Here is a 17,228-nt window from a genome sequence, read left to right on the forward strand (position 1 = left end):
ATATTCATAAAATATGGATAAATAATTATATTTTATAGTAACGAGGAGAGCTTAAAACTCACTGATATGATACAAAACATAACTAATTACTATTCTAAACTCTTTTGTCTATACTTTTTTGGTCAAAAGCAATTAAATTAAAAAGCTGTCTCATTCTGGAACGTACTCTAATACCATATCGTTCTTCTAATTCTTTGGCGTTGAGGTTTGTGGTGGCGTGGGTAAGTATTCTATTTTTAAAATTATGGGATTTCTCGACTGCGCTCGAAATGACACTTTGAAAGTCATTTGTTTTTAGGAATAAATCATATCTTGATAACAAAATTTCTCCCATTACGTTGCAATCTTTTCCGAAATGTCTACCGGTTGTTTCTACTCCTAAATCGTCGAAGCAGTAATAGTTATTGTTGCCATAATGTTCTATAATTGAAAAGCCTTTGTTATTGAATTCAAATGCTATGTTTCTTGCTGGAATTACATTGTAGGTTTTTTGATGAGGTACTATGTGTGGTAATAGTTTCATTAGGCTTGTTTTTCCACATCCTACTGGACCCGATAATAGTATTCCTTTGTTTGGGTCTATTTTTAATTTTTTGCAGGTTTCAACGTCTCGAATAAAATAAGTACACAATTTATATAAAATCGCTTCATCTTCTTTATGCATTTTAAAGTTTTTGCCAAATAGTAGTTTGCCCTTTGCATCTAGGTATATTAACATTTTTTCAAAATCATAGTGAATCCTATTGCCTTTGAGTTCGCCTAATTTATATTCTAGGATTCCTTCTTGAATGATATGTGGCGTTTTTGTATTCATTTTTTTAATTCCTGCCTGCGCAAGAATGGCAGATTTTTTTTTGCTAATACTTTTTCTTAATTTTATATTGTTCATTTTGTCTTGAAACAAAATGAAACAAAAGATCAAGACTTATTTTTTAGCTACGCTAGTTACCAACCAAAATATATTTTGTTTATGGTAGTTTTGAATTCTACTTTTTCTTTTTTCTCTAATACTTTTTCCATTGATGAAAAAGTATTCAAAAAATCTAGCCTTGGATTTTCGACGGTCAAATTTATTTTTGATTTCTAAAACAAAAGAACTCGCTCTGCTCAGACAGCTTTTGTTTTTACGAAATCTTCAAATATTTGACGCTCGTCTGCAAATCCTATGGCGGTTTAGATTCTGAAGAGAAATAAAATAGGTCGGTTGTGATTCTGTTTCATTTATGGTTTTAGGTATTTTAAATTAATTCGTTTTCAAATGCGAAAAATATTTATTTGACCACCGGGTTATGAAACCGACGATTATGATTTTTGGTTTTGGTATAATCATAGTTGTTTTCAATTTGATGAGATTGCTTTGTCGTGCTTCCGCGCAATGACGCTAGAGTGGTTCGTTGTAATTTTTGTTTTTAGTTGTTTTGAGGTTGTCCCTGTTTTGGCTAACTGATTTTTGGTTTTGATTTTCTTTGATTTCTTCTGCTTTTATCATCCAGTTTTTTGCTGTGGCTTGCCAATTTACAATTTTTGTTTTTCCACCCACTTTCCAACCAATGCCTTGGTAATGATTGTAAAATTTTTGCCCTTCGATTATTGGCCAGTTTTCTTTTTTAAAAAAAGTAATTACTTCTTTTTCATTTTTTGGCTGGTCAAGTTTAATAACGTTTTTATTGTTTCTATTAGTTTGTATATGTTTATTAATAGATACCAGTGCTTGTCCACTGCTTGTCTCGATATTGGTACTGTTGTGTACCAGAGCTTGTCCAGTACTTGTCCCGAATTTGTTCATCTTGATTTTGCTGCCTTTGTACGGGTTGTGAGAGGGATAATAAACGAGGTATTTCCAGTGACTTAATTCTTTTATGCATTTATGATAGGTTGATTTAGATCCTATTTTTGATAGACTCATCATTTCTTCTCTATTGATATAAAATATTTCTAAAAATCGATTGTTGTTCCATTTTTGGAATAAGGCAATGTATAGGCTTATATGGGTTGGGTTTAAGCGATTGTCTTTTGAGAATTGCATGAAGACTCCTTTTAGGTGTTTTATGTAGTTTACATTTTGCATAGCATGGACTTCTCGATATTATTTTACTGTCCTAATTCGCTAAGCTCATTAGGGCAGTAAAATCACTCGAAGTGACAGAGGTTTTTAACTTTAGAATTTATTATGAATGCGGTTTTCTTCTAGTACTTTTTGAATTTCTTCGTAATCGTAGTAGATAACTCCTCCAACTTTAGAGTAGGGGAGTGTACCATTGATTCTTAAGTTTTGTAATGTTCCTGGAGAAATGCTTAATAAATCTCTGACCTCTGGAGATTTTAACCATTTTTTTGGTGCAAAACCTGATTGATGATTGATCATTGCTTTGATGTCTTCTAGTAATTCTTCTTTGAAGATATAAAGATCTTCTGTGGTAATGATTGTTGCTGCCATTTTTGATTATTTTTTAAATTACATATTATTCTTTCATTTTTTCTTGATAAAAAACGAAACAAAAAATCAAGACTCACTTTTATTTTTATAGAATTCTACTTTTTATTCCACTAACGAATCCAGACCGCAAGCTCTTTGGATTCTACCGTTTCATAAAAATTGAATTCTTACTAAAAATAAAATAGGTCGATAGTTACTTTAATAGGTTTTCAGATTTATTTAATTTAATGTCTTCTAATAATTCTTCTTTGAAGATATAAAGATCTTCTGTGGTGATGATTGTTGCTGCCATTGTGAAATGTTTTTAAATTTACAAGTTAATATCAAAAGATCCCCGCTTTCGCAGGGACTTCGACAAAAGGTCTCTTTTGTCTCGATTTGACTTTCGTTTGGCAAAAATGGAGTAGTTTGTTTGAATTTATTCTATATGTATTCCCAAGGAGGGAACGATTTTTAGATTTTTGTTTTTATAGGTATTAGATGTGTTTTACTTTAAATAATAGACTAAATTACTTGGGGAATTACTATTAAATAGTTTTCCCAAGTTGGGGGTAACTATAGATTTATTCGTCTGATTCTTTAATGCGTAAAATGAGTGATTCTTTTAGCTTTTCGATGAATTTGGTGGTGATGTTTTTTCTTAACTTTATTTCCATAAACGTATGGTAATAATTCCCTAAATTAATATTGAAGTGTTGCTCAAGGGTCGATGCAATTTCTTTTACATCAGCTGTTCCATTATTTATTGCACCGCTTTTTTGTAATGCATATATTAATTCTACTAAATCTGTTTTTGAGCCTGTCCAGTTTAATTGGTTTTCTTTTTGAAGTGGTTTGATGGGGTTCACATTTTGATGTAAATTATTCAATTTATCAATTTCATTTTTAAGATATTCTATTAATTTTATGTATGCCATGATGGTTGCTACAGAACTGTCATGACTTGTTGAAAATTCATCTTCAGTAAAGAAATAGTGTTCTTCAATATTTATGCGCAAGGATTTATTTTCTCTTAAGAAATATTGTTCATCTAAATGCGCTGCATTGCTTTTGAAATAATGATAGAATTCTAAATTATTATTGAAATACGTTTGAAGTTTTGCAATGTATTTTTTTAAGTATTTTATTTGTTCTTTTTTACCCTCTATAGAGCGTTTGCTTTCTATTTGTAATTGTTTTACATAAAAGATTAAGTAGCTAAATACTTTTGGTTTTATGTATTTATAGAATTCAATTTCTTCTTTTTTACTTTTAAATGTATATTCTTTAAAGCTATTTCTTAAGTTTTCTAATGCTGATTTACACAATAAAATGCTTTGTTCTGAAAGACAATGCAGATTATTTATTTTACATTTTAAAACTTTAAGATTATGCTCCAGTTCATAGATTAGCTTATAGCAATTTTTCAAAACAGTTTTTGGGAATTTTCTTTTTCTTTTTCATTTTTTAAAACACGGAGTACCCTAATATATCCGTTAACTATTAAAATGGATACTCACGTGTTTTGTTAAAAGAATTCTTGAATAAGACATAATCTCGGGGGTGATTAAATACTCTCAAATAAATGTTCATCCATAGCACAAAATCGACACTTTTTTGAGTTACTCAAGAATTCTAAATAAGAATAAAAAAAAGTGAGTTTAAACTAATTCAAACACTATAATGGTGAAACAAAAAAACTCATTATCTTTTCACTTACTTTTAAATATTCTTAGCCATTTGAAAAGGAATATTAAGGTAAAGCACTAGCGTGTTTTTCATAGTTTTTGCAATTAATATCCGTTCTTTAAATGGTTTTTGGTACTGCTTTTTCTTTTTTATATCATATCTAGTTTGTTAATTATCTTGTTTTTTTACTTTTATATGCATGCGCTGTTATTCTCAGGTATTCATGATGTGCTTTACTGTTCTTGATAAAAAGTAACAAAAAATCAAGCCTTACTTTTATTTTAAAGTCTTTCTTTATTTTTAGATATTTCTTTAAAGTCTGGAATACCATACGATAATAGAATGATATCGAACGGACTTAATGTTAAGTACATTCTATCAAGTAAGATTTCGTCATTTTCTTCTTTTTCTGATTTTGTTGGATTCATTTTTTAATTATTCTAAAACCTCTTCTAATACTTTTATGTTCGCTTTTATAAATGTTTTTGCTCCATTTTCTAAAAATGAAATAAAATTATTTACATCTAAATCAAATCCTTTAGGAGGTGCTAATAAGGTATCGTTTGCATCTGTTAATACATGAAATGGTTGGATGTTGTTAAAATATTGTGTAATTTGATAATCAGCATTTTGTTGCCCTACACTTCTTATTAACTTTCCGTCATATTTAGAATTATACCACTCCTTTTTTGAGAGTTTCTCTTTATTACTTACACATAATACTACTACCACATAATACTTATTTAGAACTTCAAGTACTCGTATATCTTTACAAATTTTAGCATTCATTTTTTTACAGTTCTTCGATCTTATATTTGTAAATCGTATGAAAATGGGCTTATTCTGCATTTTTGCAATTTTTTTTGCATCTTTTATATTGTAATAGCCTTCTAAACCATTTTGCAAAAATATTTTTTGAGGAAAAAGATTTTGACATACATTGTTTTCTATTTTCGTATTCTCAGGATTTTGTGGTTTGTTAATATTGTTAAATGAATTTGTTACCATTCCTGCAGATGATACATTAGGATTCATAATGATACTTTGTTCTATTAATTTAATTTTTTAATAAACGATTTTACTTCGTTTGCAATGACATTTATTTTTAAAAAGGGAATGAGATAATAGTCTACAAACTCTATTATATTCTGCTATGGCACATAACAGTTTCTCAATTCCCTTTTCTTTTAACTTTTTTACTGATTTGGATCTGCATCTGCACAAATTAATAATACGAGTGCGATGCATATTAAAATTATAATTGTGTAAAACAGCATATTTATCCTTTTATTCTATCTTAATGTTTATTTTTTTCTCTTTTAGCTCATATTCTCCTGTATCTAATGAAACAAGCGCATAGTTTATTATTGTATGTATTGTAGGGTGTTTGCCCGTAATTTTAATCCGTTGTTTAAAGCCACCACTTATCCCCGAATATAGATTTGCATATTCTTGCGTTGTTTGATTAATTATAGTCACTTCTTCTAATGATTTGGGTTCTCCAATTAATTCACAATTTTTTGGTTTGAAGTTTGCAATCAATGATGGGAGTACTGTTGATTTTTGATTAATGGCATAGATGAACCAATTGTGAGCAATCTCTACTTTAAAAAACAAGTCTATTTCATCACCAATTTTTACGGATGTTTTAGAGGCATAACTATACCAATTGGCTTTTTCTTTATTTTGAGTATAACCTTGGTTTAGAGATATTATTAATGTACAAATTATCATTAATTTTTGAAAGCGCATTGTTTTATGGTTCTTGGTTTTATTTTTTTTATTCTTTTCTTTTTTAGTTCACGACTTTTCTATTTTCATCTATTGGTAAGGTTCGCATAAAACGAGCTCCCTCTTTTCGGGGAATATTTACCAATATGCTTTGCAGGCTGTCTATTTTTTTTTTTTAAAATAAAATAGAAATTAGCACCAACAAAAATTCTTAAAGCAGCTTGACGACATGTATCTTTAGGGTAGCTGTCCCAAAAAGCTTCTGCTAACTTTATTTTATGTTTCTCGTGGGTATCTATTTTAGATTGCATATTATTTTCCTTTTCTTCTTCCTAAAAAGACAACTGCAATTACCGTTAAAACCCCTGGGATTAAAACCATATAAATCAGCATCAACCACGAAAGCCCTGTTCTGTTTAAATTTAAAGTATGATCCTCTGATGATGTTTTATGTCTTGAGCTAATTGGAAATTCATCATTGGCTAGCCATTTAAATATTCTAGGCCCTATAGATCTTCCTGAGTTATACTGATTGCCATTGTATAATCTTTCACCGTTACTTATAAATTCTGAATCTCCAACAATCATAATGCGTTGTTGTTTGTTGCCCACCATTCTATCCAATCCTACCGCTAAAGAAATCGGATTCTCAGATAAATTGGGCATTGATAAACTACCCTTTTCTGTAGCCAGTTTTTCTATACTTACTTCTTTTCTTGTAACCAGAAGGTTCCATTTTTCAAAACCTCCTTCATTATTATAAGACATCCCTACTGCTCCTGTCATGGGCATTGTAAAGCCAATTCTACTATTCACTCTTCTTTCCCATCCTCTTTCTTTAAATCTAGAGACAGATTCTGCTGAAACCAATCCTTTAATATGTGTATCTACTAAGTTTACATTTTTTTGGGTGGTTATTTTTCCTGGAACAAAATGGATTCCTAACGGATTTACAATAGGGGCTAAATATTTTCTATTCTCTAGTTCTGCTAGTACTAATAAGTTTTTACCTTCTGCTATATAATTGGCAATTCGTTTTAGCCCTGTTGCAGTATAGGTACTTTTTGGATCTGCAATTAACAGAATGTCTATGTCTTCTGGGATGTCATTTGTATCCACAGCAACATACTCAAATTTAAATCCATTGTTTGATAAAGAACTATCATCTTCTCGTGAAGATAAAACTTGATTATAGCCTTCATCTCCTTTAGAAAGTGTACACTCATCATGCCCTGTTACAACTCCTACTTTTGGTGCTTTGGTGGTTAATTTTTTAAACGCTGCTGCTATATTTTCTACACTAGGATAGGTGCCTGGTGGATTGTACAAGCGTAAAAACTCTTTTTTACCATTGTAGCTAACCTGAGTTACATAGCGATTCTCTTCGGCACTTAAATCCACCATTTTTTTAATTTCTGCTGGATTTAGAATGTTTTCAAAATCAAGACCATAAGCAGCTGCCATTTTTTTAGCTAATGGTTTACCAAAGAGTCCAGGATTATCTCTATACACTTGGGATTTTGGTGGGATGGTATCATAAAAATGAACATATTCTAATTCTAATTGTGGTAAAAACCGGGTGAATTGATGGAATACTCTATAATTTTTATTATAATGCTTAGGCAGTCCAGAACCTGCGGTATAGATATCTAAAATATTTACATAAAAGGTGATTTTTAAGGGATGTTCTTTCAGTTGGCTTGTAATTGCTTGGATCTCCTTGTTCAACGTTTTGTGTTTTCCTCTAGTCATATCATAAAACTTGATATTATAAGGGTTCGAGCTAAAAGAAGCTAAGCCTGTAGCTAATAGTAAAACCACACTATATTCTAGAAGGTTTCTAAGCTTAGATTTTCCTTTCTTCTTATTGGAAAGTCTTATAATGGTAACCGCTATAAATACTCCAGTGATAATTAAAAAGTAGCTAACACTTTGGGTGCTAATAAGACCCGAAACAATTTCTGACGATTTATGGTTTAAGTACAACCAATAAACAATATCATTGATATAGGGAACATCTTGCCATAAATTCCCTATAAAATTAATTAACACCATAATAGCAGTTGTAATAACAGCTGCTACCATTTGATAGGAAGTTAAACTGGAAATAAATAACCCAATTGCCGAGTAGGTACAGATTAATAAAAATATACCAAGCAAACTAGAGAGCATCAACGTATAATCTAGGGTGTCAATAATAAAATGCCCCGTCACCATATAGGTAGCTAACGATAGTATGAGTATAAAACAATAGGCTACCATCGCCAAATACTTTCCTAGTATAAGCTGGTGAAAATTGATTGGAGAGGACAGTGGTAATTTAATAGACCCACTACTGAGTTCTTTACTGATGAGCCCCATAGTCAATATAGGAATAAAAAGAAATAAATTATCTGCAATGCTATAAAAGAATTGTTGGTTACTAGCTCTAGAAAATATAGAAGCTGTTAGGTTATTGACAGCGTTATCGCCCCACGATTCTACCCTAAACACCTGATGTTTAAGAATGTTTGTTAACCTATTTCCTCCTTGAATGGAAAAAACCACCAAGACTAACCAACCAATGGGAAAATAAAAGAGGGTGTTTAGTTCTAAACGGGCTATTCTAAATATAGTTTTCATTTTTATATTGTTTATTTTTTTAATTTACTTTTTTATCTAAACGTTCTTGTCTTGCCTAGTTTTAACAGCTTCTCGTGTGATAACACCTTCACTAAAAGTTTTATTAAAACTTTTTTTAACGCTCGGTCCTATTTGCTTTTTCTAATTAGTAGAAGTGTTGCTCCTACTAGTAACAAAAGCCCTGGAATAATCCATACTAAAACAATGTTTATCCAAGAAAGTCCTTTTTTACTTACTTTAAATTGATTGTCAATAGCTGCTGGAAATCCAACTTCTGGAGGGAATTCATCGTTAGAAAGCCATTTGAAGAGTAGTGGAATAAAGCTATGGTTAAGACTATACCTACTGCTTGATGTATATTGGGCATTGCTCATAAAATCAGCATCTCCCATGATCATAATACGTTGCTGCTTCGTATTCACATTTCTTTCTAAGCCTACTGCTAAAGGAATTGATTCTTTTAATATTGTTGGAACGGCTAAAGAATCTTCGTTGAGGTTTTGCAAAAATGTTTCTTTCTCACTTAATAGTAAAGGCCATTTTTTAAACTTCCCAGATTCTAGATACGAAAAGCCCACAGCACCCGGAAGATTAATAGGTCGTGTTTTATAGTATTGCCAACTATGAGATAGGAGTTTTTTATCTACCTCTTTTGGAATTTCTCCAACGATAAAGCTAGGTACCATTCCTTTATTTTTTTGGGTAAGTTCTCCAGGAATAAAATCTACTTCTAATTTATTTACAATTGACTTTATATAATCTCTATTAGTAGGTTCTGCCATGATTAAGGTATTACCTCCGTTAGTTATATATTTAGCTACTCTTTCTTCCTCTTCTTTGGTGAACGGAGATTTAACATCTGCAATAACTAGAATATCTATTCTTTTTGGAATGTCATTCTCTTCAACAGAAACATATTCAAATTTAAAACCTTGATTTAATAAGGAGTTCCGGTTGGTGTTCTTTCCAATAGTATGTCGTCCATAGTCTGTTTTATTTTGATCTAAATTCCGTTCTCCATGTCCTGTTAAAAAACCGACGCTGGGTACTTTTGTAACCAATTGCTTTAGCGACGCCCCTATTTGTAAATCAAAAGGCACATGAGGAGTATCATCAAAAAAACGCAAGAATGCTTTTTTGCCGTTGTAAGTTATTTGGGTCAGGTATTGGTTTTCTTCATCATTTAGGTCCACAATTTCTCGTATTTCCTCTGGAGGCAATACCCTGTCAAAATCGATATCATAAGCCCTTGCTTTTCTTTTAGCCAATGCTTCACCATACAACCCTTCTTTGTTTTCATATTCCATAGATGCTGCAGGAATGGTATCGTAATAATACACATAGTCCGTTTCTAGTTGCGGTAAAAAACGGGTGTATTTACCAAATATGTATCTATAGTTATTATTTTTAGATCTTGGTGTACCCGAAGACATCATTGATTGGTCAATAAGATTGGCATAAAAGGTTACTTTTAAAGGATGCTCTTTTAGTTTGCTAACCACCTCTTGTAATTCTGGACTGATGGTATTGGTCTTCCCTCTAGTCATATCGTAATAGGCAATGTTATACGGATTTGAGGAGAAAGCACCAATACCAAATGCTATTACTAGTACCAATGCGTATTCTAAACGAATTTTACCTTTAGATTTGCTTTTCCATTTATTAGAGAGTTTTAATATGGTAAAGGTAATCAATACCCCAATGATGATTAAAAAGTAAAATACGGTTTTGCTATTGATAAGTCCTATAGAAATTTCACCTACCTGGTAGTTCAATGCCAACCAAAACTCAATTTCACTGACTACTGGTATTTCTTGCCAAAGCCACCCGATACTTGAGAGTACCAATATAATTGCCATGGTAACAATTGCTGCAACTATCTGATAGGATGTAAAACTAGAAACATACAAACCAATAGCGGAATAGGTACATACTAATAAAAAGACTCCTAAAAGTCCTGATATAACCAATTTATAATCTAACGATTCAATTGCAACTCCACCAGCAATCATTACGAGTACCAATACAAGAATCAACACAAGACTATAAATGACCATTGCCAAATATTTTCCCAATACGAGCTGACGAAAATTAACAGGAGAGGATAAGGTTAGTTTAATAGACCCAGAACTCAATTCTTTACTAATAAGCCCCATGGTTAACAAAGGAATATAGAAAAACAAATTGCTAGTAACTGATTTAAATAAATTTTCTGGCCAGTATGAACTTGCAAAAATTTCTTTTGTTAAAGAACGAGAGAAAAACTCCCCTAACTCCATTCGTTCTAAAAAAGAGACTAAAAGACTTGTAAATACGGTTCCAGCATGAAGGGTAAAAATAATTAGTACAATCCAAGCAATGGGAGAATAGAACATCGTACTTAATTCGTTACGTGCTATTTTTAATGTCGTTTTCATTTATATATTTTTATAAAAAATTAATCATTGTATCGCACCTTTTTTAATTCGCATGTGCATCTTTTTGAGATAATTGAGCAAACACATCATCCAACGAACTTTTTTCCAAATGAATTCCCGTTAAACGCCACCCATTCTTCACACTTTCTGAAATTAGGTTTTCGGTAATATCTTGATTCGTATCAAATTGTATTTTAACGGTTTTACCATCGATGGCTTCTACCTCCAACACTCCCGAAATAGCTTTTAAAGTTTCCTTATTTGGTGGTAATTCCATTGTCATTAGTAGACTGTCTGGTCTTTGGTAGTTTCCAAATTCTGCAACCGTACCTTCAAAGACCATCCGTCCTTTTTCAATCATTTTAATATCATCACAAGCAGCCTGTACCTCTGATAAAATGTGGGTAGAAAAAATGACCGCATGTTCTTTTCCAATTTCTTTGATGAGTTTTCGTACCTCTAATATTTGGACAGGATCTAGCCCGTTGGTTGGCTCATCAAGTACTACCAATAGTGGTTTATGAATAATTGCTTGTGCAATTCCAACTCGTTGTTGGTACCCTCCAGAAAGATTTTTCAACAATCGCTTGCTAAAATGAGCAATACCACAACGTTCTTTTACTTCTTCTAAGGCTTGTTTGATTGATTTTTCAGGCATTAACCTTATGTGCGCACAATGTGTTAAATATTCATCAACCGTTAAATCTAAATATAGCGGTGCTTTTTGTGGTAAAAATCCAATAAGTTTTTTAGCTTCTACCGGATTTTTCTGCATGTCAATACCATTGATTAATACAGTGCCTTGGGTTTGATTGATCACCCCACATAAAATGTTCATGGTAGTAGATTTACCAGCTCCATTAGAGCCTAATAAACCTAAAATCCCTTTAGATTTGATGTTAAAACTCACTTCTTTTACCGCCCAATCTTTTGAATATTGATGCGATAAGTCTTGGATTTCTACAATATTAGTTGTCATAATTATTTTTTATTTCTTGTTATCTCTTTATTCTTGTTTCTCTACTCTCTACTCTTGCCTCTTAACTCCCCCCATTAATCGTCTCAATAATCCGTTCATTTTGAATAATCATCATTCCTTGCCTGTCATCGGTAATTCCATCTTCTAATACATACGGATAGGTGGGGACATTATTTTTAACAATGGTAGGCAGGTATCTAAAAAATAAACGATCATTGTTTTCTCCAAGAGTGATTCCAGCTTCCATAATGTGAGTTGAAATGATAAAAGCCCCATTTCTTTTAGAAAAGGCATCTACGATGGCAATAGTTCCGTCAGAAGCATCTTTTACATTGGTACCTTTAAACAGTTCATCAAAAATGATGACCAGTTGTTTGTTGGTAGCCACTTGCTGTGCTACATGTTTTACACGGACTACTTCTGCATAAAAATGGCTATAGCCTTTGTCTATATTGTCAGGTACATTGATAGAGGTGTAGATGCCTTCATGCAATGAAAAGGTCATTTGTTTTGCTGCTACAGGAAACCCCATATGTGCCAAATAGACAATCACTCCAAAGGATTTCATAAGGGTAGATTTCCCTGCCATGTTTGCACCTGTTAAGAAAAACACATGCTTGTCTTTACCAATGTAAATATCATTGGCAATGGCTTCTGGAATACAAGGATGATACCCTTGTTTTATATCGATGTATTTTTCTTCTTTTTTTACTGCTTTTGCATACACAAACTTTCGTTTTCTTGACACATCTGACACGCTGATGTACACATCCATCTTGTACAATTCATTCAACAGGTCTATAAACTCATTATAGAGTACTCCTCTAAAAATAAAATCTAGGTTTAGAAGTTGTTTCAATGATAAAGGATGTACTCCTACGCATTGCCAAGCCAATTCAAGACTTTTATGGTTGAGCAGGTTAGTCATTTTTTTTGCTTGTGCATGGTAAAAGGTGTTTTTTGATTCTTGTTCAATCCTTTTTAGAACAACTTTTAACTTAGAAAACACTTGGATGGTTTTTTCCAATCCATCACGAATGGTAGTGTATTCTTTGTCATAAAAAACGTAGTTCATCAGCTTGATCTTTGTAAGATTTGTTGTAGCTGTTAGCTTGTTTTTAGATGCTGGATTTCTAAAGTAGTATTCAACAATTTCAATTTCTTTTGAATTAAATGGCAACGCTACTTGTAGTTTTTCAAAAAATGAAAATTTCTCTTTTCTAGCATTGATGTCGGCAATATTGGTTAAGGGATGTTGAAACATGTTTTCCAAAAGACGTCCACCGCCACTGGTAATGGTATTGTTAAACACTCTAAAGATGGAGTTGTTTTTATAACGTCCTAGAATGTTTAAATCGTCCATTGTTTGTTTGTCTGTAATGAATCCCATATTAAGTTGCTTTTAAGATGTCTAAAATTCTTTCATTTTCAATAATTAGCATTCCATGACGGTCGCTGGTAATCCCATCTTCAATGGTATAGGTATATTGTGGCACCTTGCCTTTCATTTTTGTTGGGAGGTATAAAAACTTGATGTTGTCTCGGATTGCTTTTAAATCTTCACCAGCTTCAATGATGTGTGTGGAGATGATAAAGGTGCATTTGCGTTTATTGGCAAGTGCATTAACTACTTCAACGGTTGCTTCATAGGCATCCTTTACATTGGTACCCCTAAAGAGTTCATCAAAAACAATGATCAATCGTTCGTTTTCATTTACTGCTTCTGCTACTTTTTTAACCCGAGCAACTTCTGCATAAAAATGACTGAAACCCATATTTAAGTTATCAGCAAGATTGATGGTGGTGAACATCCCGTTTTGGACACTGAAGACCATTTTTTTAGCAGGTACTGGAAAACCTACGTGTGCTAGATAAATTGCAATTCCAAAGGTTTTCATAAAGGTGGATTTTCCAGCCATATTAGCACCTGTGAGAAAAACCATGTTGTTTTCTTCGGTGATGAGAACGTTGTTAGAAACGGCATTGGGAACTAAAGGATGATAGACACCTACGAGCTCTATTTTATTTTCTTCTGAAGGATCTATTTCTGCGAAATTGAATCCCAAATCATTGGAAACTTCTGCAACGGTGATATAGACATCAATTTCAAAAGCGTAGTTGAGTAGTTTTAAAATGTCTTTTCTAAGGGTGAATCGAAACAAGCGATCAAGCTCCGCTGTTTTGACATAGGAAAGTTTGCTTGTTTGTTTTATGGTATTTAAAAATGCCAGTTTTGGGATTTCTAAAATTTTAGCAACTGCTTGTACATCTTCTTGAAGTGTCTTTGTTTCTTCTTTTTTTTCTATGGTTACAATGAATGCTTTAAGATCTAACAAAAATTGAAGGGTAGCTACTGCTCCTTTGTGAATTTTTTGAAATTCTGTATCAGCTCCTAACAAATGACATACTTTATGTTGTAGGTCATTTCCATGGGTGGTCAATAGGGTACGTTCATCTGGATCACTTAAATAAAAATCTATAGTATCAAAAGTTTCATTTTTAAAAGGAAATGAAGCCTTGGTGTCTTTGAAGTATTTTATGGTGTGTAAGCGTTTTGTGATGGCATTTGCTTCTGAGATAGGACACAGAAACATCTTTTTTAAAATTTTAGCGCCACCCACTGTTTTTGTGCGATTGAACAGTTCATAAATGTCTGAACTTCTATCGTCACTAACAATCTTAAGATCGGTAATTGTTTGTTTGTCTACTTTAAATATCATAGTGTGTGTTTAAATAGGCTCCTTAATTTTATTATATGGTTGCTTGTTGTATTGGTTTTATGATTTTTGTTTTCATTTTGAGATTACTTCGTTCCTCGCAATGACGTTTTTTTTATACTTTTTCTTTATATTTTTTAACTCCGGATTTTAAAAAGGCAATGAAATTATTGACGTCCAAATCATAGGATTTTGGTGTTGTTAATACTTCTTCATTGTGATCTATTAATACATATAATGGTTGTGAGTTGGTGGTAAACTTTGTAATTTGATAATCGGCATTTTGCTTGCCTATCGTTTTTTTGGTTTTACCATCGTATTCTGATTCATACCAATCTTCTTTGGGTAGTTTTGTTTTTTCATCTACATACAATGCCACTACGACATATTCTTTTTTTAAGATCTCTAATACTCTAGGGTCACTCCAAACTCTGGCTTCCATTTCTCTGCAGTTGACACAACCGTGCCCTGTGAAATCTATAAATATGGGTTTGTTCTGTGCTTTTGCACATTTTTTGGCTTGGTCTAAATCGAAATAACCTTGTAGCCCGTGTGGTAAGTGTAATAGGTCTGCGTATAATGGTTCTGGGCAATCCCCTCTTCCGTCTCCCCGAAGGGGAGAAACCTTTGCGAGTCCATTGTTTGACAGGTTATTCTCTTGGAGAACGAATTCTTGTGTGGTTAGTGGTGGTAAATAGCCAGATAGTGCTTTTAAAGGTGCGCCTATCATACCAGGGATTAAATACACCACAAAACTAAAGATCAATGTTGCCATCAATAATTTTGGTACGGAGGTTGTTTTACTTTCTGCGTGATGTGGTAAGCGTAATTTGCCTAATAAATAAAAACCTAGTAAAGAAAAAATGACAATCCATAAGGCCAAATAGATTTCTCTATCTAAAATGCCCCAATGGTATACTTGGTCTGCAATGCTTAAAAATTTCAATGCCAATGCCAACTCGAAAAAACCTAGTATCACTTTTACTTCTTGTAACCAGCCCCCTGATTTTGGTAATTTTTCTAACCACTTTGGAAAGGCTGCAAATAGTGTAAAGGGTAGGGCTAGTGCCAGTGAAAAGGCAAACATACCTACAATTGGTTTAATAACTGCTCCTCCTGCAGAGAGGACCAAAACACTTCCTACTATTGGCCCTGTACAGGAGAATGAAATTAGGACTAATGTGAATGCCATAAAGAACACTCCTAAGACGCCGCCTTTGTTGCTGAGTCCGTCCATTTTGTTGATCCACTTATTGGGTAATGTGAGCTCGAACATGCCTAAAAAGGACATGGCGAAAATGATGAATATGACAAAAAACAATACGTTAGGCACCCAATGGGTGCTTAACCAATTTGCGAATTCGGGACCATTTATTTTTGCTACTATCGTACCTGCTACGACATAGATTGCTATGATAAAAAAGCCATATAAAAATGCTTTTTTGATTCCGGATTTTTTGTTGGTTGTTGTATTATCTTGAGTGTTTTTGTCTCCGAAAAAACTGACTGTTAAGGGGATCATTGGGAATACGCAGGGGGTTAAAAGGGCTGCTAGCCCTGAACCGAATGCTAGTATTGAGAAAGACCAAAGTTCTTGCATTGTTTTTTATTTCTTTTTAATTGTTCAACTTTTTGATGTTGATATAAGTAATCTTTTATTCTTTTGTTCCTTTCTTTTTTGCATTGATCAAAAAAGAAACAAAAAAATCTAGCCCTGAATCTTCGACGGTCAAATTGATTTTTGATTTCTAAAACAAAAGAACTCCACTTCCTTTTAGTCAGTGTCAGACAGCTTTTGTTTTTACGCAATCTTCAAATATTTGACACTCGTCTGCCAGATTCTATGGCGGTTTAGATTGTGACTTATTTTATTGTTCTCTTTTTATTTTATGAGATTGCATGATCTTGACTCCGCTCGATACAAGCTCTGTTTCCTCCTCGCAATGACATTTGTTTTATTTTCATATTCTTTTCTTCTAATACTTTTTATTCACTCATTTCATTTTTTAGCGGAATTCATGATGTGCTTCGCAGTTCTTGATAAAAAGTATTCAAAAATCAAGACTTACTTTTATTTTTCTTGAATTCTACATAGTATTCCTCAGTCGAACCCAGACCGCAAGCTTCCCCAATCAAGTTGAGGACATGCTTTGGATTCTACCGCTTCATAGAAATTGAATTTCTACAAAAAATAAAATAGGTCGGGTTTAGATTGTTACTTGTTTTATAATTTCTGCTTTGTTTTATGAGATTGCCACGTCGTTACCTCCTCGCAATGACGGTTGTTTAATATTTTTCTTTTTCATAGAAAATTTTTCGATAATTCTTCTTTTGCAATAGTGTTTTATGCATGAAGTGATTTACAGTTATATTTTATTATAACCTAGCACATTCTTTACAAAGTGATTTTCCTCCTGTCCCGATTCTGATATTTTCTCTTTCGGTGTTGTTGCCTGTATTGCAGTCTGTATTATTGTGATATACATCTTGTTTAATACTATGCCATGGTGATCTTGTTGTCATGATATTGGTTTTAAATTAATTATTGTTTCTGATTTATATTAATATGTGATTCTTCTTTGTTAGGAATGACATTTGTATTCTTTTCTTATTCTTTTCTTCTAATACTTTTTCTTGATAAAAAGTATTCAAAAATC

Annotated in this window: 14 protein-coding genes; all 14 read right to left on the reverse strand. The window is 32.6% G+C overall.

The window, feature by feature from the left end; genetic code table 11:
• Positions 1-94 precede the first annotated feature (94 nt).
• Complete coding sequence (locus LPB03_RS12040; protein WP_065320136.1) at positions 95-814, reverse strand: P-loop NTPase family protein; 720 nt, start codon at positions 812-814, stop codon at positions 95-97.
• Between the two features lie 567 nt (positions 815-1,381).
• The gene (locus LPB03_RS12045) at positions 1,382-2,026 is read right to left on the reverse strand and encodes a hypothetical protein (protein WP_231953099.1); all 645 of its coding nucleotides are present in this window, start codon (positions 2,024-2,026) and stop codon (positions 1,382-1,384) included.
• A 132-nt stretch (positions 2,027-2,158) separates the two neighbouring features.
• Positions 2,159-2,437, reverse strand: coding sequence for a helix-turn-helix domain-containing protein (locus LPB03_RS12050; protein ID WP_065319848.1), 279 nt, complete (start codon positions 2,435-2,437; stop codon positions 2,159-2,161).
• Between the two features lie 563 nt (positions 2,438-3,000).
• Positions 3,001-3,846, reverse strand: a complete 846-nt coding sequence (locus tag LPB03_RS12055) for an RteC domain-containing protein (RefSeq protein WP_065319849.1) — start codon at positions 3,844-3,846, stop codon at positions 3,001-3,003.
• A 540-nt stretch (positions 3,847-4,386) separates the two neighbouring features.
• Positions 4,387-4,533 (reverse strand): hypothetical protein, encoded by a 147-nt coding sequence (locus LPB03_RS16655; protein WP_157579362.1) that lies wholly within the window; start codon positions 4,531-4,533, stop codon positions 4,387-4,389.
• Positions 4,534-4,540: 7 nt separating this feature from the next.
• Positions 4,541-5,140, reverse strand: coding sequence for a DUF255 domain-containing protein (locus tag LPB03_RS12060; protein WP_065319850.1), 600 nt, complete (start codon positions 5,138-5,140; stop codon positions 4,541-4,543).
• Between the two features lie 252 nt (positions 5,141-5,392).
• A complete protein-coding gene (locus LPB03_RS12065) occupies positions 5,393-5,857 on the reverse strand; it encodes a hypothetical protein (protein WP_139058981.1) in 465 nt (154 codons plus the stop codon).
• 291 nt (positions 5,858-6,148) lie between these two features.
• On the reverse strand, positions 6,149-8,458 hold the full coding sequence (locus LPB03_RS12075) for a Gldg family protein (RefSeq protein WP_083187241.1): 2,310 nt from the start codon (positions 8,456-8,458) through the stop codon (positions 6,149-6,151).
• A gap of 128 nt (positions 8,459-8,586) precedes the next feature.
• A complete protein-coding gene (locus LPB03_RS12080) occupies positions 8,587-10,875 on the reverse strand; it encodes a Gldg family protein (RefSeq protein ID WP_065319854.1) in 2,289 nt (762 codons plus the stop codon).
• Positions 10,876-10,918: 43 nt separating this feature from the next.
• Entirely contained in the window at positions 10,919-11,854 is a 936-nt protein-coding gene (locus LPB03_RS12085; protein WP_065319855.1) for an ABC transporter ATP-binding protein, read from the reverse strand.
• A gap of 61 nt (positions 11,855-11,915) precedes the next feature.
• A complete protein-coding gene (locus LPB03_RS12090) occupies positions 11,916-13,244 on the reverse strand; it encodes a MutS-related protein (protein WP_065319856.1) in 1,329 nt (442 codons plus the stop codon).
• 1 nt (position 13,245) lies between these two features.
• Entirely contained in the window at positions 13,246-14,574 is a 1,329-nt protein-coding gene (locus LPB03_RS12095; protein ID WP_065319857.1) for a MutS-related protein, read from the reverse strand.
• 112 nt (positions 14,575-14,686) lie between these two features.
• Positions 14,687-16,171, reverse strand: a complete 1,485-nt coding sequence (locus LPB03_RS12100; protein WP_083187244.1) for a protein-disulfide reductase DsbD family protein — start codon at positions 16,169-16,171, stop codon at positions 14,687-14,689.
• A gap of 776 nt (positions 16,172-16,947) precedes the next feature.
• The gene (locus tag LPB03_RS16780) at positions 16,948-17,094 is read right to left on the reverse strand and encodes a hypothetical protein (RefSeq protein ID WP_170324224.1); all 147 of its coding nucleotides are present in this window, start codon (positions 17,092-17,094) and stop codon (positions 16,948-16,950) included.
• Positions 17,095-17,228 lie beyond the last annotated feature (134 nt).

This window comes from Polaribacter vadi, assembly GCF_001761365.1.
Classification (GTDB): Bacteria; Bacteroidota; Bacteroidia; order Flavobacteriales; family Flavobacteriaceae; genus Polaribacter; species Polaribacter vadi.